At 50.6% G+C, this 20,990-nt stretch carries 14 protein-coding genes; 13 read left to right on the top strand and 1 reads right to left on the bottom strand.

Annotated elements, in window-relative coordinates:
• Positions 1–101 precede the first annotated feature (101 nt).
• From DW757_RS09835 to DW757_RS09800, 8 genes are all read left to right on the top strand, one after another.
• On the top strand, positions 102–4,982 hold the full coding sequence (locus DW757_RS09835) for a cytidyltransferase-related domain protein (protein WP_118751616.1): 4,881 nt from the start codon (positions 102–104) through the stop codon (positions 4,980–4,982).
• 226 nt (positions 4,983–5,208) lie between these two features.
• Complete coding sequence (locus DW757_RS09830; RefSeq protein ID WP_118751615.1) at positions 5,209–6,486, top strand: lactate dehydrogenase; 1,278 nt, start codon at positions 5,209–5,211, stop codon at positions 6,484–6,486.
• 165 nt (positions 6,487–6,651) lie between these two features.
• On the top strand, positions 6,652–7,887 hold the full coding sequence (locus tag DW757_RS09825) for an NAD(P)H-dependent oxidoreductase (RefSeq protein WP_021966083.1): 1,236 nt from the start codon (positions 6,652–6,654) through the stop codon (positions 7,885–7,887).
• Between the two features lie 74 nt (positions 7,888–7,961).
• The gene (locus DW757_RS09820; RefSeq protein WP_021966084.1) at positions 7,962–9,242 is read left to right on the top strand and encodes a sensor histidine kinase; all 1,281 of its coding nucleotides are present in this window, start codon (positions 7,962–7,964) and stop codon (positions 9,240–9,242) included.
• Between the two features lie 2 nt (positions 9,243–9,244).
• Complete coding sequence (locus DW757_RS09815; RefSeq protein WP_008397668.1) at positions 9,245–10,090, top strand: DNA-binding domain-containing protein; 846 nt, start codon at positions 9,245–9,247, stop codon at positions 10,088–10,090.
• Positions 10,091–10,511: 421 nt separating this feature from the next.
• Positions 10,512–11,705 (top strand): sodium/glutamate symporter, encoded by a 1,194-nt coding sequence (gene gltS / locus DW757_RS09810; RefSeq protein WP_008397665.1) that lies wholly within the window; start codon positions 10,512–10,514, stop codon positions 11,703–11,705.
• A gap of 521 nt (positions 11,706–12,226) precedes the next feature.
• Positions 12,227–13,579, top strand: a complete 1,353-nt coding sequence (gene gdhA / locus DW757_RS09805; protein WP_118751614.1) for an NADP-specific glutamate dehydrogenase — start codon at positions 12,227–12,229, stop codon at positions 13,577–13,579.
• A gap of 215 nt (positions 13,580–13,794) precedes the next feature.
• The gene (locus DW757_RS09800; protein ID WP_015545062.1) at positions 13,795–14,739 is read left to right on the top strand and encodes a D-2-hydroxyacid dehydrogenase; all 945 of its coding nucleotides are present in this window, start codon (positions 13,795–13,797) and stop codon (positions 14,737–14,739) included.
• 281 nt (positions 14,740–15,020) lie between these two features.
• On the opposite strand, the gene DW757_RS09795 is transcribed toward DW757_RS09800, so the two are convergent.
• Positions 15,021–15,746 (bottom strand): phosphatase, encoded by a 726-nt coding sequence (locus tag DW757_RS09795; protein ID WP_015573490.1) that lies wholly within the window; start codon positions 15,744–15,746, stop codon positions 15,021–15,023.
• A 147-nt stretch (positions 15,747–15,893) separates the two neighbouring features.
• On the opposite strand from DW757_RS09795, the gene DW757_RS09790 reads away from it, so the two are divergent.
• From DW757_RS09790 to tig, 5 genes are all read left to right on the top strand, one after another.
• Entirely contained in the window at positions 15,894–16,829 is a 936-nt protein-coding gene (locus tag DW757_RS09790) for a S1 RNA-binding domain-containing protein (RefSeq protein WP_015545060.1), read from the top strand.
• 148 nt (positions 16,830–16,977) lie between these two features.
• Positions 16,978–17,778: a GTP pyrophosphokinase family protein gene (locus DW757_RS09785; RefSeq protein WP_118751620.1), complete on the top strand. Its 801-nt coding sequence runs from the start codon at positions 16,978–16,980 to the stop codon at positions 17,776–17,778.
• 22 nt (positions 17,779–17,800) lie between these two features.
• A complete protein-coding gene (gene dtd / locus DW757_RS09780; protein ID WP_015573493.1) occupies positions 17,801–18,253 on the top strand; it encodes a D-aminoacyl-tRNA deacylase in 453 nt (150 codons plus the stop codon).
• A gap of 40 nt (positions 18,254–18,293) precedes the next feature.
• Positions 18,294–19,682: an aminopeptidase gene (locus DW757_RS09775; RefSeq protein ID WP_347559982.1), complete on the top strand. Its 1,389-nt coding sequence runs from the start codon at positions 18,294–18,296 to the stop codon at positions 19,680–19,682.
• A 206-nt stretch (positions 19,683–19,888) separates the two neighbouring features.
• Positions 19,889–20,959, top strand: a complete 1,071-nt coding sequence (gene tig / locus DW757_RS09770) for a trigger factor (protein ID WP_118751611.1) — start codon at positions 19,889–19,891, stop codon at positions 20,957–20,959.
• Positions 20,960–20,990 lie beyond the last annotated feature (31 nt).

Genomic DNA, 20,990 nt, shown 5'->3' with positions numbered 1-20,990 from the left:
ATTTTTTTACGTGTTTTTCAGGTTGTTTTTTCTTGTGATTAGTTGGACATAAAACACGTTAGTGGTATAATAGACCATATGATATTTACGGGAGGTACGGGATGAGTAAAAAACAGGTGCGTCAGATGATTGAAGAGCTGACTTTGAAGCTGTGTGCGCGGGAATTTCTGGCAGCGTCAAACCTCAGCAGGGAGAGCGTTCAGATGCTGATGAACAGGGAATACTGGGAAGGGCAGTTTGGCCGCATTTTTCCTATTAAAAGAAGAATTCAGTGTCAGGAGATCTACGAGATCTGCCGGGAACCCATGAGCCTGATTGGCCGGGAGCCGAGAGAAGGGTGGATGAAGTTTACCTATCAGTATGTGTGCCATATCCTGTATCCCGATGAGGAGTTTACAGAGAAAGCGGAAAATTACTCTGCGGGGGCCCTGTTCTATCTGGCTGTGCTTCAGTTTATTTTTGATAAGGAGCGGGAGGCTCTCCCCTTTGAGCCGATGGTGGACTTTGATTTTCTCCCCCCGGAGGAGGCGGAAAAATACGAGTCCAGCAGAGAATATAAGAAATTCAGGGAAGCGTTTAGCAGGGAATACGTGTATGAGATGATGAGGCTCAATGCAGAGGTTACCCCATTTCGCACCCTTGAGCACATCGCAGGTGTCCACCATGTGGCCATGACCATGGCCAGAGGGCTTTACGCTGCAGGCGTTCCCATCGACCTGACCCTCACAAGCGGCGCGGCGGCAGGCCATGATCTGGGAAAATTTGGCTGCAAGCCCAATGAGCGGGTGCCGTATCTTCACTATTATTATACGAACCAGTGGTTCAACAATCACCATATGGAGTACATCGGCCACATTGCCGCCAACCACTCTACCTGGGATCTGGAGCCGGAAAATCTTTCTGTGGAATCCCTGGTGCTGATCTATTCTGATTTCCGCGTAAAGCAGAGCCGGGGCGAGGACGGGCGGGAGATTACCTATATTTCAAGCCTTGATGAGGCCTTCGAGATTATCCTCTCAAAGCTGGACAATGTGGATGAGAAGAAATTAAACCGCTACCGTTTCGTCTATGCGAGACTTCACGACTTTGAGGATTACATGAGATCGCTGGGAGTGGATGTGAACCTGGACGGAAAGCCGGAGAAGACCCCTCCCATGCCGGATATTTCCCTGAGGAATACAGAGCAGATCGTCGATTCCCTGGTATTCATGGGCGTGGAGCACAACATTGACGTCATGCACCGGATGGGGGCAGAGCGGCAGTTCGGAAACCTTCTGGAGGCAGCCAGAAGCGAGAAGAGCTGGAAGAATGTGCGGGCCTACCTGAATATCTTCGAGGAATATTTCCCCTACACAAATGACATTCAGAAGGAGCAGACCTTAAGCTTCCTCTATGAGCTTCTCATGCACAAGGAGGGAGATATCCGCACTCAGGCAGCCCGGCTTATGGGAAATGTGATTGCCCAGTTCAATGCAGGATACCGCAAGGAACGCCCGGCAAATATGCCGGACATAGCGGATCAGAAGGCAATGGAGCTGTGGAACACCTATCTGTCCATGATTATCTGTCCGGATCACAAGCTGACCGTTCAGCACAAGCGCAGGATTGGCTATAATCTGAAGGAGGTTCTGTCCTCTATGACAGAGCATGCCACGGCCTCTGATATAGGAGGATTTTTGAGCGCATTTCTCAGGTGGTATAAAAACCCTGAGGAGAGGGAGAGCGGGGAGGCCTTTGTGCTTCTTGACGCCCTTCACAACATGCCCTTTCACCTGTTAAGCCCGGAGGATATGGAACGGCTGGCAGGCTTTGCATGTTACTATGCGGTTCCCAGGGAGAACAGCTTTGAGGGACTTGTCATTGCGGCCTGGAGAGCCTTTAAGCTGATTACTGCAGAGATCCCCGATGCCCCCTGCTGTCAGGAAATCGGGCAGATTGTGGAGGAGGAAGCTGAGCGTGTATTTTCCGGGGAGTGCGACCTTTCCTCCGGAGACAACATCAGCCGGATTTTCCTGCAGTACCGGGTGCTCTCCAATCTGGGACGGGATACGTCACGCCAGGAGGCGGTGATCTACGGGAGGGATGTAGTCTCCGATATTTTCCTGGACAACCTGAAGATGGCTACGCCGTGGGTGTTAAAGGCTGTGAATATCAAGCTGCTGGCAGATCAGGTGGACCACGGGAAATCCGAGCACATTCTGCACATTGCAGCTCATCTGTCCAACCTGATTAAGGTCAGCGAGTTCGTGGTGGTTCGCCATGATGCGGGAAGAGCCCTGCTGCGGCTTGCGCCTCTTCTGACACCGGATCAGAGAAACGAGATTGCCGTAGAGCTCCTGAAGGGCCTGGAGGTGGGAGAGTATGAGTTTTCCAAATATATCCCCGAATATCTGGGCCAGCTCTCTCTCTGGCTTCCGCCTGAGCAGCTGGAGGAGGTGTTAAGCTACCTCCGCGGCCTGATGGCAAATGCCAATGACCGTGTGGTTTCCGTGGCTCTCGACACGGTAGGCGTGCTGACAGAGTATTATCCCTGCTATCAGGAGCGGTTTGAGGAGGAAGAAAAAGAGAGGGAAAGCCGTCTGGGACGGCTGCTGGGAATGGTGCTTGGCGGACTTGCCAACCACAGGGAGACGGTGCGCCAGGAGGCTCTCCTTGTGACGGGACAGTATATTTTTGGCTCCAAAAGGCTGAGCGACCATGAAAAAATGAAGATTTTTGCCCTCAGCCACAAAAAACTGCTCTTCCTTATCAATGAAAACCGGGGCGGGGAGCTGACCGCCTTCTACAGGGCATCAGCGCTCTCCAACATCTGCCGGTTCATCACGGCCTACCGCCTGACAATCGGCGAGATGCAGATTGAGGAGAGAGAAAAGGTAGCCTTTTTCCCGGGAACCTTTGACCCGTTCACCCTCTCCCACAAGGGAATTGTGAGGGAGATCCGGGATCTGGGTTATGAGGTCTATCTGGCTGTAGACGAGTTCTCCTGGTCCAAAAAGACGCAGCCCCACCTGATCCGCCGTCAGATTGTCAATATGTCTGTGGCTGACGAGTTCCATGTCAACCTGTTCCCCGATGACATTCCGGTGAATATTGCAAACCCCTCTGACCTGAGAAGGCTGAAGGAGGTATTTGCAGGGCGCAAGGTCTATGTGGTGGTGGGAAGCGATGTGATCGCCAACGCCTCCTCTTACCGGAAGCCGCCGGAGAAGGATTCCATCCACTCCATGAACCATATTGCCTTCCGCCGGGTGGGCGACAGGAGAATCGACAACAAATTCAACAGAGAGATGATGGACCTGATCACAGGGGAACTGATCGAGCTGGAGCTTCCGGAATATCTGGAAGACATCAGTTCCACCAGAATCAGGGAGAACATCGATCTGAACCGGGATATTTCAAACCTTATCGATCCGGTTGTGCAGGAGTATATTTATTTCAACAGCCTTTATCTGAGAGAACCGGAGTATAAGCCGATCCTGAGGGCCAGAGCCATCGGGTTTGAGGAGACGAAGGAGCTTCAGCCGGAGGACGAGGATGCGGTATGGGAGCGTATTCTGACAGAAGAGCAGGACAGGAGAACGGTTTTCGACAGGCTGAAGGAAGAGGACGGCAGCTTTCTCCTCCTCAGAAATACGGTGGAGGACAACCGCCTGGTGGGCCTTCTGAAAATGCGCTATGTAGTGCCGGAGGAACTGCTCCGCGTGCTGGGAAGCGTGAAAATGGCCGATATGGTCAGAAACCATACCCTGGGAAGCATACTCCTGATCACCGGGATTTATGCGGAGCCTGACAGCTCCATCCATGATCCGGAGCAGCTTCTTCTGACGGAAGCCCTGGCCCACTCTCTGGAAAAGAGGTGCAGCTATGCTATGTTCCTGCCGGCATCAGAGCCGAGTCAGGCAGCTCTCGGCGCTGTGACCCGCCAGGGCTTTGTAAAGGCCGATGGCTTCGAGGGGGACAGGAGGCTCTGGATCGTAGATATGCATGCCCCCCTTGTACTGGTTCAGAACCTGGAAACTACTGTGAAGGAACCGTTTTCCAGCAATCCCCGGATCTTAAATGCCATCTATAAGGCCCACAGAGAGCTTCAGGAGGCCATGACAAAGTTTTATCCCGGCGAGCTGGTTCTCTCCCTGTCTGCCAGTGTGATTTACCACCGTCTGGTGGATAAAATTACTCAGATTAATGAGGTGCCGGGAGAGCCCACAGAGCCGCGGGTGCTGGGAAAGTGTATGTGCGCGCCCTTTGGAAAGATTCTGAGGGGAAAGGTAGTGCCGAATACGGTGACAAAGACGATCCACACCGACAAGGTTTACGAGCCGGATCTGGACAGCTACTCCATCGAGGCCTTCCCCTACTATTCACCGCTCAGAAGCCAGGTGAGGGCCATTAAATCCTTTAATCGGCCGGTCATTCTCGTAGACGACCTGCTTCACAAAGGCGGCAGATTTGAGGCCCTGGAGCCTCTTCTCAAAGAAGAAGGGGTAGAGGTAAAGAAGGTGCTTCTCGGCATGATCTCCGGCTACGGACGGGACGCCATTGCTACAAAGGGCTTTGAGGCGGACAGCATTTATTTTATACCGAATTTGAAATTCTGGTTTGTGGAGTCCACTCTCTATCCGTTCATCGGAGGCGATACGGTGCGGCGCGATACAATGAAGGTGGCAGGCCTGATGCCGTCGGTGAACATTGTGCTGCCCTACATGGTGCCTCCGTTAAAGGGATGCAGCGAGGAGTCGCTTTTTGAATTCTCTGCCTGCTGCATCAGAAACTCCAGGGACATCCTTTTGGCTCTGGAATCCGAGTACAGGACTTTATTTGGAAGAAATCTGACGCTTTCCAGGCTTTCCGAGGCGGTAATCCTGCCGCTGTGTCCTGACAAGGGCGAATGCGTAAATTATGATCCAAACCTGGCAGCGTCTGTTTACCTGGACAATGACCTGGAAATGCTTTACCGGATCAGCAAGCTGAAAAAGCTTTAGGGCATGTCAGACCTTGGGCGAAAGAGACAGGAGTGTACACAAATATGCAGCAATATACAGAAATATACAGATAGAAGAGACCGCAGATCATACAGCCGGACAGGCAGCAGCGAAAACGGCATAAGTGGCGTCGGCTGGAAGCAACAGGAGACAAGAGAGATTATCAGAATAGAAGAGAGTTGTCAGACAGGAAAAATCGTCAGGAAGAAAAAGAGGAGGAAAAGGTATGTATTACTATCGCGTCAATGGAACACTCTGCTGCAGTCTGAACGGGGAGCTTGACTTTCCCAGGGAGGAGCTTTATGGAAGGGGAACAGACGGGAAGGCAGCCAGGGAGAAGGCTGTACAGGAGGAAGAGCTTGTATTCCTGTTTGAACGCTCTCCGAAAAACTGCAGGGCTTCTTTCAAGGTGACAGATCCGGCTCTTATCTATCAGGAGAGGGAGGATGTGTCCTGGCTCAATAAAAATGCTCTGGGAGACGGGATGTGCGACGAGATTATGGACTCCTTCATCCAGGCCGGAAAGATGAGAGCTGTCAATCTGCAGCACCCTGCATTTGAGGAGATCCTGGCAGAAAAGCCGAAAGCGGGCAAGAAGAGAGTGCATGTGCTGGCTATCGGAGACGTGGGGAGTACGCTGCTTACGGGACTCCACCTGCTGGGAGGGGACGTGATAAGCTCCATCGGCATCTGCGACATTTCCGATCAGGTGACAGCCCGCTGGGAGTTTGAGGAAAACCAGATAGCCTATCCGTGGGACTATGATGCGCTGCCGGAGGTGGATATCGTAAAGCAGGAGGATCTGTTTAAGTGCGATGTGTTCGTATTTGTGGCCTCCAAGGGAATACCGCCGGTAGGCTCCGGTGTTAAAGACGTGAGAATGTACCAGTTTGAGAACAACTCAAAGATTGTCTCCCAGTATGCCCGCCAGGCCAGGAAGGAGCAGTTTAAGGGGCTGTTTGCCGTTGTGTCCGACCCGGTGGATCCGCTGGCGAAGGCGGCTTATCTGGCAAGCAACACCGATGAAAACGGGAATTTTGACCAGAAGGGGCTGCGTCCGGAACAGATTCAGGGCTTTGGGCTCGGCGTCATGAACGCGAGAGCCGCCTACTATGCAAAGAGAGATGAGCGGTTCAAACAGTTTCTCACAGAAGGCCGCAGCTTCGGTCCCCACGGACAGGATCTGGTGGTAGCCGATTCTATCGAAAACTATAATGACGAGCTGTCAAAGGAGCTGACAAACCTGACAGTGACGGCGAATCTCCATATGCGCGCCATCGGGTACAAGCCGTTTGTGGCTCCGGCCTATTCTTCCGGCGCCATCTCTCTGATTCTGACCCTGCGGGGAGAGTGGCACTGCGGCTCGGTGTTCCTGGGAGGAATCTTTATGGGGGTTAAAAACCGCTATACAGCCCACGGACTGGAAACGGAAATCCTGCCTCTGCCGGATGCCCTGTATGAAAGAATTGTAACTGCGCAGAATAATCTGAAAGCAGTCATATAGGAAAACAGGAAAAAGGAAAAACGCAATACAGAAGGGTGAGACAGAAAAATAATACGATGAACGGACACCGGGCATGCTCCCGGTGTCTTGATTTACGCGGGCTGTGAGCCAGACGAATATGGCTGCAGATTCACGCTGTAGAGAGCAGAAAGGAAGGCGCAGGCTGTGAAGCAGGTTTTGGGCAGAGCAGAAGAAGACGAAAAAACGGCAGAGGAAAAGATAACGGCAGAAGAAAAGAAAATAGGGGAACGAAAGAGCCGGGAGGGCGCAGAGGGTGTTCGGCAGATTCTTGTCATCCGGCCCTGTGAGCCGGGGAGAGAGGAAAACAGAAGATTGACAGGGGTGCTTGAAACGGCCCTTGAGGGAATTGCATACAGGGAAGTCACACAGGTTTCTGAACTGGAAGAGACGCAGATTCTGCGCTCAGGCCCTGGGCTTGTGCTCTTTGCCCTGGATCTGGGCCGGGATGGGATTAATCTGGAATACATCCGGCTGCTGGGCTGGCTGCGCCTCCATCCAGCCGGTCTTGACGGCTGGGTTGGGGGCGTGGTGGCAGATGCAGACAGCGATCTGTACACGAAATCGGCAGCCAGGGAGCTGGTGTTTACGGCCAACTGTTCCGGCTGCGCCTTCGTAGGGCGTCCTCTGGTGGAGGGTACGAGGACCCTGTCTAACTTTTCCATTGTCGCCTCCAACATGGGAACCAATCTGGACGACGCCTATGTAAAAAGTGTGAGAATCCTTGCAGAGCAGCTTATGGACAGCGCAGAGAACAAACGTGGGCGCAGCCGGAAGGAGGAGGGAGAGCCCGGCCGGCCCAGGCTTCTTGTACTCCATGCATCCAGCCACAAAAACTCCAACACCTATGCGGTGTGGAACGGCGTGAAGAGCCAGCTTCCAGGCATTTCCGTCAGGGAGCTTGGGCTCAGGAACGGAACGCTCTCAGACTGTTCCGGCTGCCCCTACAAAATGTGCCTGCACTTTGGGGAGCAGGGAAGCTGCTTCTATGGAGGAGTCATGGTGGAGGATGTCTATCCGGCCGTCAGGGAGGCTGACGCCATTTTGCTTCTTGCCCCCAATTACAATGATGCCCTTTCCGCTAATCTGACCGCCTTTATTAACCGCCTGACTGCTCTGTTTCGCACAACCAGATTTTATGACAAACAGCTGTTTGGAATCGTGGTCTCGGGATATTCGGGAAGTGATCTCATTGCAGAACAGATGATAGCTGCCCTCAACATGAACAAAACCTTTTATCTTCCCGGTCATTTTGCCATGATGGAAACGGCGAACCAGGCGGGGGAAGCTATGGCTCTGCCGGGCATAGAGGAGCGGATGAAGAAATTTGCACAGGTGATACGGGACAGCCTGCTGTCTGAAAAGAGCAGATGGCAAAGTTAATAACTTTACAGATGTGCAAAAAAGAAGTATACTAAGGAATGACATTTATTTATCAAATTCAGGGAGCCTGGTATATGACCGCAAGACAATGGAAGAAAACGCTGATTATCGGCGCAGTGATCGCACTTACGTCCCAGCTGTACTGGGATGTGTTTCTCGACTATTTCCGTATCTCCACTTCTGTCATTCTGCTTCCTGTTCTTCTGATGACAGTGGGCATGGAGCTTCACACGCTGACAACCTGTTTTGTCACCTCAGCCATCATCTTTGCTGTCCGCTTTCTGATTCAGATGTGGTATGGCAACCTGGCAGGAGAGACCGTGCTCCTGCTCCTTCCCAATGCCCTGTTCTATATAAGCTACGGGATTATCTTTAAGCTGGCCCTCGGAAACCGGCGGATTGCCACATTGAAAAAGGTGGTTACCGCAATCTTTCTGGCTGACTTGGGCGCCAATATAATAGAGGCTGAAGTACAGGAGTTTCTGCAGTTTGGAAGGCTGAATGCAGATATTATCAAATACCTGGCTGCAATCGCGTTTATCAGGACGGTAATCGCTGGGCTGATACTTCTGGGAGAACAGCAGTACCGGGCTCTGCTTAAGCGGACAGAGCACGAGCAGCGCTATCAGAGACTGTTTCTCATGACAACAGGACTGAAAAATGAGATCTATTTCATGAGAAAAAATTCAGAGGAGATAGAGTCTGTGATGGCCAATGCGTACCGCCTGTATGAAAAGCTGTCAGAACAGGGACTTCCCGAGGAGATGAAACAGATGTCGCTGGCGATTGCCAGAGATGTACATGAGATCAAAAAGGATTACTTCCGCATTATACAGGGAATCGAGCAGGAGATCGGGGACGAGTACGACGAAGAAAAGATGAGTTTTCACGATTTGCTCCAGATTCTGGAGGCCTCTACCTATCACGCCATCAGGGATAAGAGGCTGAATATCCGCCTGATTTTCGACTGCCGCGATAACTTTATCACGCGGGAACATTATGCTCTCATGGCAGTTCTTAAAAATCTGGTCAACAATGCGATTGAGGCCATCGAGAGCGGAAGCAGGTCGGGAGAAGTGAAAATTCTGGAAAGAAAGTCAGGCGACAGGTATCTGTTCGAGGTAGCGGACGACGGGCCGGGCATCTCAGCCCGCCACCTGCCGAATATTTTTCAGATGGGATATTCAACAAAGTTCGATTACAAGACAGGCAATATCTACCGTGGCGTGGGACTCTGGGGTGTCAAAAATACGGTGGAAGAACAATTTAAAGGAACGATAGAGGTGGTTTCCAACCCGGGCCAGGGAACGAGGTTTCTGGTAGGAATCCCTGCAGAGATATTGGAGGAGTCATAAATATGGAAATTTACATAGTAGAAGATGACATTTCAGTGATCAACGTCCTGGAAGATATTATAGAGAGCAATGGGCTGGGGACGGTATGCGGAAATTCCGGAGGACGTCCTGCAGATCCGGCAGAGGTGGCCAGGCTGAATCCGGATGTGGTTTTAGTGGATTTTCTCATGCCTGAGAAAGACGGAATCCAGTTTGTCAGAGAGCTTAAGGCAGCCGGAAGCACAGCGAGATGTATTATGATCTCCCAGGTGTCTGCAAAGGATCTGATTGGAAAGGCCTACAGCGCGGGAATCGATTTTTTTATCAGCAAGCCAATTAATATTATAGAAGTAAAGTCAGTGATTGAGAATGTAGAGCGCCAGATTCAGAATGAGAGAACTCTTTCCAATATCAGGAAGATGTTTATGGCCGAGATGAATGAGATGCCCAAGGAGAAGCAGAAGAATGACGCCTATGTGAAGAAGCTGCAGCTGATCTTAAACCGCATCGGCATGTCGGGGGAAAAAGGATGTGATGATATAATCAAAATCTGCCAGTATCTTCACGCCAACAAAAAGCCCATCTCTCAGGTGAGCATCGGACAGCTCTGCGAACTGCTGAGCAATGCGCCTAAAAACATGGAACAGAGGGTAAGGCGGGCAATTGCAGTGGGGATGGCAAACCTGGCACATATGGGGATTGAGGATTTCATGAATGACACCTTCACCGCATACTCAGGAACCCTGTTTCCCTTTGAGGAAATACGGGCTGAGATGGACTGCATCCGCGGAAAACGAAAATATGGCGGAAAGGTCAGTATTAAAAAATTTATTGACAGTCTGATGCTGACTGCTGACAGGGAGAGCTGACAGAATGAGCTCTCCCTTCGCTTTTTGTCCGTTTGGAATGCTCTCTTCTGTTTTTGGCAGATGCCAGGCAGAAAGGGGGAAACCCGGAAAAACATCGGATAAGTGGGTTCTGGATCTATTAGAACTTTACAGCAGAAAACATGCCAAAAAATGGATGAAAAGTGCCTGTATTTTTTTGTAGTATTTGAAATTCGATGCGTCAGCCCGTTTAACAGATGTTTTTAAACGGAGTTGCCATAGTAAATCCGGGATATATGGCAATATTGACGGATTTTAGCCGATTTTTTGGCATAAAAATAAAGATATTATAAAGTTTCTAAAAAAATCTTATCGAGTTTTTAACATTTTCTTGAATTATTTTGTAGTTTTTTGTAAGGGAGATCTTATAATTCCTTCATCATAAAAAATTGGAGGTATATGTATGACAGCACCAGTATTAAGTCTTGACATGTACCAGGCAACCGCTGTAGCAGCTCTTGTGCTGTTATTAGGACGTTTCCTGGTAAAGAAGATTCCGATTCTGGATCGGTATTGTATTCCGGCGCCTGTAGTAGGAGGCTTTGTTTACGCAATTCTTCATTTAATCGTGAGAAGTGCAGGAATTGTGGAGATTGCCGCAGACATGACATTAAAGGATGTTTTCATGGTAGGCTTCTTCTGTAGCGTTGGATTTACCGCATCTTTCAGAATGCTGAAAAAGGGTGGAATCCAGACAATTATCTTCCTGGTTCTTGCCATTGTAATGGTAGTTCTTCAGAACTGTCTGGGAGCAGGACTTGCAGTAGCCTTCGGACTTGACCCGAGACTGGGACTTGCAACAGGTTCCATTCCTATGGTCGGCGGACACGGAACAGCAGGTTCCTTCGGACCTCTTCTCGAGGGTCTGGGCGTTGCAAACGCAAACGTAGTTGCTATCGCTTCCGCAACCTTCGGTCTGGTAGCAGGATGCGCTATCGGCGGACCTATCGCAACTGCAAAGATCAAGAAGTTCAAACTGCATTCAGTAGATTCTGATGCAGCGGCAGCAGGTTCAGATGATTCTGAAGAGGCTGGAAAGATCGATTCCAAGAGATTCCTTGATGCAGTTCTCTGTCTGATTATCGCAATCGGTTTTGGTACAATTGTTTCCATGTTCCTTGGAAAGCTTATGACCTTCCCATTCTATATCGGGGCCATGTTAGTAGGTGCCGTTATCCGTAATGTGGCTGATGGTATGAGCAAGGAGCTTCCGATGGAGGAGATCGGCGTAGTAGGCGGTTTCTGCTTATCCGTATTCCTCGGACTCGCTATGATCGACATGAAGTTATGGCAGCTTGCAGAGCTGGCTCTTCCGTTAGTAGTTATGCTGGCAGCACAGACGGTTCTCATGTTCGTATACGCATACTTTGTGGTATTCAATGTATTAGGACGTACATACGATGCAGCCGTTATGACAACAGGTTTCTGCGGTTTCGGTATGGGCGCAACACCGAATGCTATGGCAAACATGCAGGCAGTAGTTGGACAGTACGGACCGGCTCCTACAGCATTCATGGTAGTGCCGTTAGTAGGATCTCTGTTTATTGACTTCTTCAATGCTTCGATCCTGACAGGCTTTATCAACTTCTTAGGTTAATCAGGCTGAGCGCACTCGGGCGCAGTCTGACAGTCCGGAAACAGAATTGAAACGCCGCAGACCGGCCTTCCCCATAAGGGTGTTTCCTGCAGAGGAGCAGGGGATACCTTTGGTGAGGAAGGCTGAGGGCTGCGGCGATTTTTATTCTGATTCTAATCTTTAATATTATATCTCATTCAATTATATCTTTTTCATATATATTCATTCTCAGACCGCTCAGACTGGCTCTGAAAGCCGGATACAGCCGGGGACGGAAGCCGGGATGGGGAAGCCGTCCGGAAGCGGCAAAAATGCATGACAGCAGACAGTTGGACAATATAAACAAACCATAATAACAGCTATAATGTGATATTAATTTGATTATAAGGACAAGATAGGGTATAATTTAACCAGAACGTAAGAATTTCACAAAAAACTGTAGATTTTTTTATTACTTTTTGGTAAAATATAGGCATGCAAATGCAGCTGCAGTTGAGTGAAATCACTCACAATATTTATGCGAAAGCAGGAGGTATCAAGAAATGAGCCAGTATGTTGACAGAGTTCTTGCTGAACTCAAAGAGAAGAATGCAAACGAGCCAGAGTTCCTTCAGACAGCTGAGGAAGTATTATCTTCCTTAGGACCAGTTGTAGATGCTCATCCAGAGTATGAGAAGGCTGCTCTTCTTGAGAGAATGGTTGAGCCGGAGAGAACAATCGAGTTCCGCGTTCCGTGGGTAGATGACAACGGCCAGGTACATGTAAACCGTGGATACCGTGTACAGTTCAACGGAGCTATTGGACCGTACAAGGGCGGCTTACGTTTCGCTCCTTCTGTAAACCTTTCCATCATGAAGTTCTTAGGATTCGAGCAGACATTCAAGAACAGCTTAACAACACTTCCTATGGGCGGTGCTAAGGGTGGTTCCGACTTCGATCCGAACGGCAAGAGCGACGCAGAGGTTATGAGATTCTGCCAGTCCTTCATGACAGAGTTATACCGTCACATCGGACCAGACGTAGATATCCCAGCTGGTGACCTTGGTGTAGGTGCTCGCGAGATCGGCTATATGTACGGACAGTACAGAAAGATCAGAGGAGCTTTCGAGAACGGCACAATCACAGGTAAGGGAATGTCCTTCGGTGGTTCCTTAATTCGTCCAGAGGCTACAGGCTACGGCGCTGTTTACTATGTAGAGGCAGTTATGAAGCATGAGAATGATACTCTGGAAGGCAAGACAGTTGCTCTGGCAGGCTTCGGTAACGTAGCTTGGGGCGCTGCTAAGAAGTTAGCTGAGTTAGGCGCTAAGGCTGTTACACTTTCCGGACCAGACGGATACATCTACGATCCAGACGGTGTTGTAACAGAGGAGAAGATCAACTACATGCTTGAGATGAGAGCATCCGGACGCAACAAAGTTCAGGATTACGCAGACAAGTTCGGCGTACAGTTCTTCCCAGGCGAGAAGCCATGGGGCCAGAAGGTTGATATCGTTATGCCATGTGCTACACAGAACGACGTTGACCTTGAGCAGGCTAAGAGAATCGTTGCTAACAACATCAAGTACTACATTGAGGTTGCTAACATGCCAACTACAAACGAGGCTCTTAAGTTCTTAATGGAGCAGCCGAACATGGTAGTAGCTCCTTCCAAGGCTGTAAACGCAGGTGGTGTTCTTGTATCCGGTCTTGAGATGAGCCAGAACAGCGAGAGATACTCCTGGACAGCAGAGGAAGTTGATACAAAGTTACATCAGATCATGACAGGTATCCATGACGGCTCCGCAGCAGCAGCTGAGAAGTACGGCTTAGGCTACAACCTGGTAGCAGGTGCTAACATCGTTGGTTTCCAGAAGGTAGCTGACGCTATGATGGCACAGGGTATCTGCTGGTAATCAGTAGTGAGTGAAGGCCGGACTGCCGAAGCCTTATCAGCTTGGGTATGAAGGCGTGACAGCCGGACAGGCTGTGAGATACAGAGATAATTACATAAAGCGGTTATCTAGGTAAGGGGGCTGCTGCATTAAGTGGGTGATGCCTGACATCAGGCATGCGGCTTAAGGCAGCGGCCCCTTGCTGATAGGAGAATTTGAAAGGAGCTAGATTTACAATGAAGTGTCTTATTATTGACAAGGTATACGCAGGCATTGCAGAAGAGCTTGGAAAATTCATGGAAGTTAAGACAGCAGAGCATCTGCCATCCTCCAAGGAGCAGGTTCTGGCTGAGATCGGTGATGTGGACGTGCTGATCATGCGCGTGGATCCGAAGATCGACAAGGATATCCTGGACGCTGCCAAGAACTTAAAGATCATCGGCGTTTGCTCCGTTGGATTAAACCACATCGATATGGAGTACGCAAAGGAGAAGGGAATCCAGATCTTCAACGCACCTGGCTTAAATGCCAATGCAGTTGCAGAGCTTACCATCTCCAAGATGCTGGACATCTCCCGCGGAACCATGACAGCAAATTACGATGTTAAGGTAAAGCACGAGTGGGATAAGTACAAATTCGTAGGCCGCGAGCTTCGCGGAAAGACTCTGGGCGTTATGGGCTTCGGCCGTATCGGACGCCGTGTCGGCGAGCTGGGACGTGCCTTCGGCATGACTGTAGTTGCTTACGATCCATTCTTAAAGCCAGAGGACTTCGAGAAGGAGCACGCAACAGGAATGGGAATCGACGAGCTGTTAAAGGTTTCCGACTTCGTTTCCATCCATGTTCCGCTGACACCAGAGACAAAGGATCTGTTCAATGCAAAATCCATCGCTGAGATGAAGGATGACGCAGTAGTTCTGAACATGAGCCGCGGCGGAATCGTAAACGAGAAGGATATGTATGAGGCATTAAAGGCCGGCAAGATCGGCGGCTATGCTACAGACGTTATGGAGAACGAGCTGGCAGGAAGCGGACTGACAGGAAATGATACATTCGCAAGCCCGCTGTTTGAGTGCGACAATTTCATCGTTTCCCCACACATCGGAGCACAGTCTGTGGACGCTTCCAAGGACATCGGAATCCACATCATTGCTAAGGTAAAAGAGGCACTGGGACTGTAGAAGGTACCGGGGCAGGGAGAGAAAACTCTCCTCCCGCAAGTCCGCGGCTGCCTGCCTGGAGCAGGAAGCAGAACCGGCGGATAAGAGAAGCTGTCGCATAAAAGACAGCCAATAAAATTCTATCAGATAAAACAGGAAAGAGCAGTACTCCGGAATATTCCGGGGAACTGCTCTTTTTCAGAAGAAATCAGATGGAATTTAATGGAATCTGCCCTGAAGCAAGAGACTCTGCCAGCAGACTCTGCCTCAAAGTGAGGATCCTGCCTGGCGGGAGAGTCCCGCTACAGTTCAGCTCTCTCCAGGTAATCCTGAAGCAGCTTTCTCGAATAATTTGCTACAAGCTCCGGAGGAAAGTCTGTTTCCTGAAGCAGCTCAAAGGCAAAGCGCTGATTGCCGGCGTCAGCGGCGCAGTGGGCATCGCTGTTTACGATAACGGGTGTGCCGCAGCGGCGGCAGAGCTCCAGCATGGTGAGGTAGTTTTCCCGGGCCCCCGGACGCGGCGAGCCTGGCTTTAAGGAGCTGTTGTTGACTTCAAGGAGAACGTGGTTTTCTTTGGCTGCGCGGACGACAGCCTCGTAGTCAAGGGGGATGGAGGCGCTGTCAGGGTGGCCGATGATCTGCACGAAAGGATTTTTCATGGCCCCGATGGCAGCGGCGGTGTTCTCCTCTCTGGTTCCGATGGGAAAGCAGAGATCGTGGATGCTGGCAATGCCGTAGTCCAGGCGCTCTAAAAGCCAGGGAGCCAGATCCACCGTGCCCTGGAAGTCGATGATGTTCAGCTCACAGCCCATGAGCAGGCGGACGCCGAACAGCTCTCTGGGGATAACGGAAAAGTTGCAGAAGTACATTTCGCTGCAGGTGCCGGGCATGGCCGGCGCGTGGTCAGAGGAGCCGAAAATGGACAGGCCTGCCTCTGCTCCGGCCCGGGCCATTTCGTAGAGGGTGTTGTAGGCGTGGCCGCTGGCAGTCGTATGTGTGTGGAGATCGCAAAGGTTTTTCATTTTCATGGATTTGCCTCCTGAAATTTTCATTGAAGGGATCAAAGTACCGTCCGATGAAAAAAGAATAACATATTTTTCAGAAGAAAACTATAGAAATATCAGATAGGATATGGTTAAATATAGTATAGAATTTTTGTTCAGGAGGAGAAGTTTATGTCAGAAGAAAGATTGACAGAAGAAAAATTAAATGAAAATATGGAGAATGCAGAGACAATGGCTGATTATGAGAAAGAACTGGAGGCGTCCTTCAAGAAAGTAAAGGAGGGCGATATTCTGACGGGAACCGTGATCGGTGTGACGGACAGCCAGGTGATCGTAGATCTCAAGTATTATGCGGAGGGGATTATCCGCCGGGAGGATATTACGGACGATCCTGACTACAATATGCAGGAAGAAATCCATGTGGGGGATGAAATTTCCGGTACAGTGATTAAGACAGATGACGGAGAGGGAAATATTCTGCTCTCCAGAAAGAGCGCAAATGACACCCTGGTCTGGGAGAAGTTTGAGCGGATGCTGGAAGAGCGCACCGTTGTCCCTGTCAAGGTGGCAGAGGTGGTAAACGGAGGAGTTACCGCTTACCTGGAGGGTGTAAGAGGCTTTATACCGGCATCCAAGCTGGCCGCTTCCTATGTGGAGAACCTGGATGAGTGGGTAGGAAAGACAGTGGAGGTCACTGTCATCACCGTGGAGAAGGACAGAAAGAAGCTGGTTCTCTCCGGCCGTGAGGTTGCCAGGGAGAAAGAGAGGGCAGAGAAGAGAAAGAAAATTGAAAAATGCGAGGTTGGAGCCGTCATGGAGGGAACCGTGGATACGCTGAAGGATTACGGTGCCTTCGTGACTCTTGAAAACGGACTTTCCGGTCTCGTACACATTTCCCGCATCAGCAGTCAGAGGATCAAGCACCCCGGCGTGGTCTTAAAAGAGGGACAGACCGTGAAGGTGAAGATCATCGGCATCAAGGATGGTAAAATCAGCCTGAGCATGAAGGATGCAGAGCCTGAGGAAACAGAGGAGGTATTTGACTACCATGAGAACGGCCAGGCGACTACCGGCCTCGGCGCTCTGTTAAAGGGACTGAAATTATAGGGGGTATCACCTTGCCTCCATGCCCTTACCGGGGGAGGAGGCTGAGACACAGGGGAAACTCTGTGGAACCCCGGCTGCGGGCGGAAGGCGGAATGAAACCGGGAAATGGAGAGAAGAATGTGAAACTTCAGTGAAAGGGGGGCCGTTCATGACCAATATTCCCAAGACATTTGACCAGATGGATCAGTGGAAGGCCGTTATGTTTTTGTATAACTCCGCGCTGAAGGAGATCAATACAAAGATAGAAATTCTGAACAATGAGTTCATCCATATATATTCCTACACTCCTATCGAGCATATTAAATCGAGGCTGAAGACACCGGAGAGCATAGTCAAGAAGCTGAAGCATGACGGGCGGGAGGTGACGATCGCCAACATGATCGACTATCTCAGCGACATTGCCGGGATCCGGATTATCTGTTCCTTCACCTCGGATATATATCTGATTGCGGACATGATCGCGAAGCAGTCCGATGTGACGGTCCTGTATGTGAAGGACTATATTAAAAACCCGAAACCAAACGGTTATAAGAGCTATCACATGGTGGTCACAATTCCCATTTACCTGAGCGAGGGGCCGGTGGACACGAAGGTGGAGATCCAGATCCGCACGGTGGCCATGGACTTCTGGGCCAGCCTGGAACATAAGATTTACTATAAGTTTGAGGGAAATGCTCCGGACTTTTTGGAAAAGGAGCTGAAAGACTGCGCAGATATGGTAGATATGCTGGATGCAAAGATGTTTTCTCTCAACGAGGCGATCATGCAGCACAGCGCCGAGGAAAGGCGAAAAGAGGCGGAGGCCGAGGAGCGCAGGATCCGGGAGGAGATGGCAGCCCGGGAGGCCGGGAACCGGGAGAGAGAAGCGGGAAAAGAGGTCTGGGAGAGAGAAGAAGAGGAGAGAAAGGCCGGGGACAGAGAAAACTGGGCTTCGGACAGCAGAATTTAACAGACGGACAGAGAGGACAGACATGAAAATTGTACTTCAGAGAGTGTCACATGCCAGCGTGACAGTAGACGAAAAGGTGATCGGAGCCATTGGGCAGGGATTTCTGGTGCTCCTTGGCGTTTCAGACACAGACACGGAAGAGATTGCCGACAAAATGGTGGATAAGCTTTGCAAGCTCCGGATCTTTCAGGATGATCAGGGAAAGACGAACCTTTCTCTGGCAGATGTGGGGGGAGAGCTTCTGGTGGTGAGCCAGTTTACTCTCTACGCAGACTGCAGAAAGGGCAACCGGCCAAGCTTCATCAAGGCCGGGGCGCCGGAGCTTGCAAACCGCCTGTATGAGTATGTGGTAGAGCGCTGCAGGACCTATGTGGACAAGGTAGAGCACGGTGAATTTGGAGCCGACATGAAGGTGGAGCTTTTAAATGACGGACCCTTTACCCTGGTTCTGGACAGCGAGGAGATTTGCAGATAAAAAACCATGCATGAAGAAAAAGAAAAAGGAGAAAAGACAGATGGCAGATACAGCAAAAGAATTACAGAAGAGCCTGACCTGGGAGTTTCCGCATATTGCAAAGGAGGCGCCGGCTCAGACAGAGGAGGCAGCAGAATACTGCGAGGGCTACAAGGCATTTTTAAATAAGGCGAAGACAGAGAGGGAGTTTGTGACAGAGGCTGTGAAAATCCTCACTGAGAACGGCTACACACCCTATGAAATCGGAAAAAAATATCAGGCAGGGGATAAGGTTTACCTGGTAAACAGAAAGAAGGCTCTGATCATGACGACCTTCGGCGAGAAATCCCTGGAGGAAGGAATCAGACTGAATATTGCCCATATCGACTCCCCAAGGCTTGACTTAAAGCCGAATCCGCTGTTTGAGAAGACAGATATTGCCTATTTAAAGACACACTATTACGGCGGAATCCGCAAGTATCAGTGGGCTACCATTCCCCTTTCCATGCACGGCGTGGTGATCAAAAAGGACGGAGAGGCAGTCAATATCTGCATCGGCGAGGAGGAGGGAGATCCCGTATTCTGTGTGACGGATCTTCTGCCTCATCTGGCTGCCGAGCAGAATGAGAGAAAATTAAAGGACGGAATCAAGGGAGAGGAGCTGAATGTGATTATCGGTTCTGTGCCCTATGCGGATGAGGAGATCAAAGAGCCGGTGAAGCTGCTTGTCTTAAAGCTTCTGAATGACAGGTACGGTATGACAGAGAAGGATTTTATCCGCGCGGAAATCGAGCTTGTTCCGGCAGTCAAGGCAGTGGATGTGGGACTTGACAGAAGCCTGGTGGGCGCCTACGGACAGGATGACAAGGTATGCGGCTACACGGCCTTGACAGCAGAGATTGCCACAAAGCTTCCGACCTACACGACGGTGACGGTGCTGGCAGACAAGGAAGAGATCGGTTCTGTGGGAAATACAGGTCTTGACTCTGACTTCAGCCTTCACTATATCGAGTATCTGGCAGAGGCTGAGGGAGTGAATGTAAAGACTGTCCTCAGAAATTCCATCTGCCTGTCCTCCGATGTGAACGCTGCCTATGATCCGACCTTTGCGAGTGTGTATGAGGAGAGAAATTCCTGCTACATCAACAAGGGCTGTGTGCTGACCAAGTACACGGGGGCCAGAGGAAAATCTGGAAGCAATGATGCCAGCGCTGAGACCATGGCTAAAATCGTGGAGATCATGGACGCAGAGGGCGTTTACTGGCAGACAGGAGAGCTGGGAGCCGTGGACGTGGGAGGCGGCGGAACCGTTGCCTGCTATGTGGCTAAGATGAATGTGGACGTCGTGGATCTGGGCGTGCCGATCCTGGCTATGCATTCTCCGTTTGAGCTGGCTTCAAAGCTGGATATTTACAACACGTATAAGGCATTCAAGGCCTTCTACAAATAAAGAGAGCGCGGCAGAAAGGGCCGGTGCGAAAGCCATACGTCAGAAAGAGCCGTGTGCAGCGCACCGGCCCTTTCTGACGTATGCTTTAACGGGCGGCGGGACCGTATCTTTTTTCCTCAAAACTCTTTTTATTCAGAGGCTTTTGTGATATTATATTTTTTATACCTTCCGGTGAAGGCAGAATAAAAGAGTAAGAGGGACAGTAAATGAGAAAATTATTAACAGCAGGACTCGCAGGAATGGCAGCAGTGATGATTATGACCGGCTGCGGGGCAAAGGATGAAGCAAAAACCGCTACAAAGTCAGACGCGAAAGCCGGCATCGTGCTGGGAGAGTACAAGAATGTGTCGGTGACAGTTGTGAAACCGTCTGTTTCCGACGAGGAGCTGGATGCGAGAATTGAGACGGTTCTGGGCGGATATGCCACCTGGGATGCCGTAGATCGGGCAGCAGAAGAAGGGGACAGGGTAAATATTGACTATAAGGGGCTGAAGGACGGCGTGGCCTTTGAGGGCGGCACGGCAGAAGGATATAACCTGGTGCTGGGCTCCGGCAGCTTTATCGACGGCTTTGAGGACGGGCTCATTGGGGCAGCGGCAGGGGAGCAGAGGAATCTGAACCTGACCTTCCCGGAGAACTACCAGTCAGAGGAGCTGGCAGGCCAGGATGTTGTGTTTGAGGTTACGGTAAATGAGGTGGCTGAGAAGCATACGCCGGAGCTGACGGAAGCGTTTGTGGCGGAAAATTTCCCGGATCTCGGCACTGTGGATGCGTATAAAGAGGATTTGAGACAGCAGATGCTGGACAGCAAGCAGCAGCAGAGCGACCAGCAGAGAAATGCGGAGCTGCTCTCTGCGATTGTGGAGGACTCCGAGATCACATGCGCCACAGAGGATGTAGACGAGATCTATGATCAGCAGATCAACTACTATACTACCATGGCTTCCCTCTACGGACTGGAGCTTGCAGATTATGCCTCTGTCATGGGGATGGACGAGGATACCTTCCGCACAGAGGTGAGAAATATTGCAGAGCTTACAGTAAAGCAGAATATGGTTCTCGACGAGGTGGCAAAGAAGGAGGGATTGAAGGTCGAGGATGCAGACCGCCAGGCCCTCGCTGAGGAGTACAAGGACGTATACGAGAGCGTTGACGATATGATCGAGCAGGCCGGAGCAGAAAATGTGGACAGGGCCATTCTCTCTGAGAAGGCGCTGCAGGTGATTGTGGACAATGCGGACATCACAACAGTGGACGGAATCGACGTAGCAGAGTAGGAGAGAAATTACCAAAGACGACGGGAGGATT

It is taken from the genome of Clostridium sp. AM29-11AC, assembly GCF_003480545.1.
GTDB classification, from domain to species: domain Bacteria; phylum Bacillota; class Clostridia; order Lachnospirales; family Lachnospiraceae; genus Otoolea; species Otoolea saccharolyticum_A.
This window is presented reverse-complemented; position numbering and strand designations above follow the sequence as displayed.

Excerpts from the sequence above, each read along its gene's own strand:
- DW757_RS09835 (WP_118751616.1), top strand. The coding sequence starts at position 102 with ATGAGTAAAAAACAGGTGCGTCAGATGATTGAAGAGCTGACTTTGAAG.
- DW757_RS09830 (WP_118751615.1), top strand. The coding sequence starts at position 5,209 with ATGTATTACTATCGCGTCAATGGAACACTCTGCTGCAGTCTGAACGGG.
- DW757_RS09820 (WP_021966084.1), top strand. The coding sequence starts at position 7,962 with ATGACCGCAAGACAATGGAAGAAAACGCTGATTATCGGCGCAGTGATC.
- DW757_RS09815 (WP_008397668.1), top strand. The coding sequence starts at position 9,245 with ATGGAAATTTACATAGTAGAAGATGACATTTCAGTGATCAACGTCCTG.
- gltS (WP_008397665.1), top strand. The coding sequence starts at position 10,512 with ATGACAGCACCAGTATTAAGTCTTGACATGTACCAGGCAACCGCTGTA.
- gdhA (WP_118751614.1), top strand. The coding sequence starts at position 12,227 with ATGAGCCAGTATGTTGACAGAGTTCTTGCTGAACTCAAAGAGAAGAAT.
- DW757_RS09800 (WP_015545062.1), top strand. The coding sequence starts at position 13,795 with ATGAAGTGTCTTATTATTGACAAGGTATACGCAGGCATTGCAGAAGAG.
- DW757_RS09795 (WP_015573490.1), bottom strand. The coding sequence starts at position 15,746 with ATGAAAATGAAAAACCTTTGCGATCTCCACACACATACGACTGCCAGC.
- DW757_RS09790 (WP_015545060.1), top strand. The coding sequence starts at position 15,894 with ATGTCAGAAGAAAGATTGACAGAAGAAAAATTAAATGAAAATATGGAG.
- DW757_RS09785 (WP_118751620.1), top strand. The coding sequence starts at position 16,978 with ATGACCAATATTCCCAAGACATTTGACCAGATGGATCAGTGGAAGGCC.
- dtd (WP_015573493.1), top strand. The coding sequence starts at position 17,801 with ATGAAAATTGTACTTCAGAGAGTGTCACATGCCAGCGTGACAGTAGAC.
- DW757_RS09775 (WP_347559982.1), top strand. The coding sequence starts at position 18,294 with ATGGCAGATACAGCAAAAGAATTACAGAAGAGCCTGACCTGGGAGTTT.
- tig (WP_118751611.1), top strand. The coding sequence starts at position 19,889 with ATGAGAAAATTATTAACAGCAGGACTCGCAGGAATGGCAGCAGTGATG.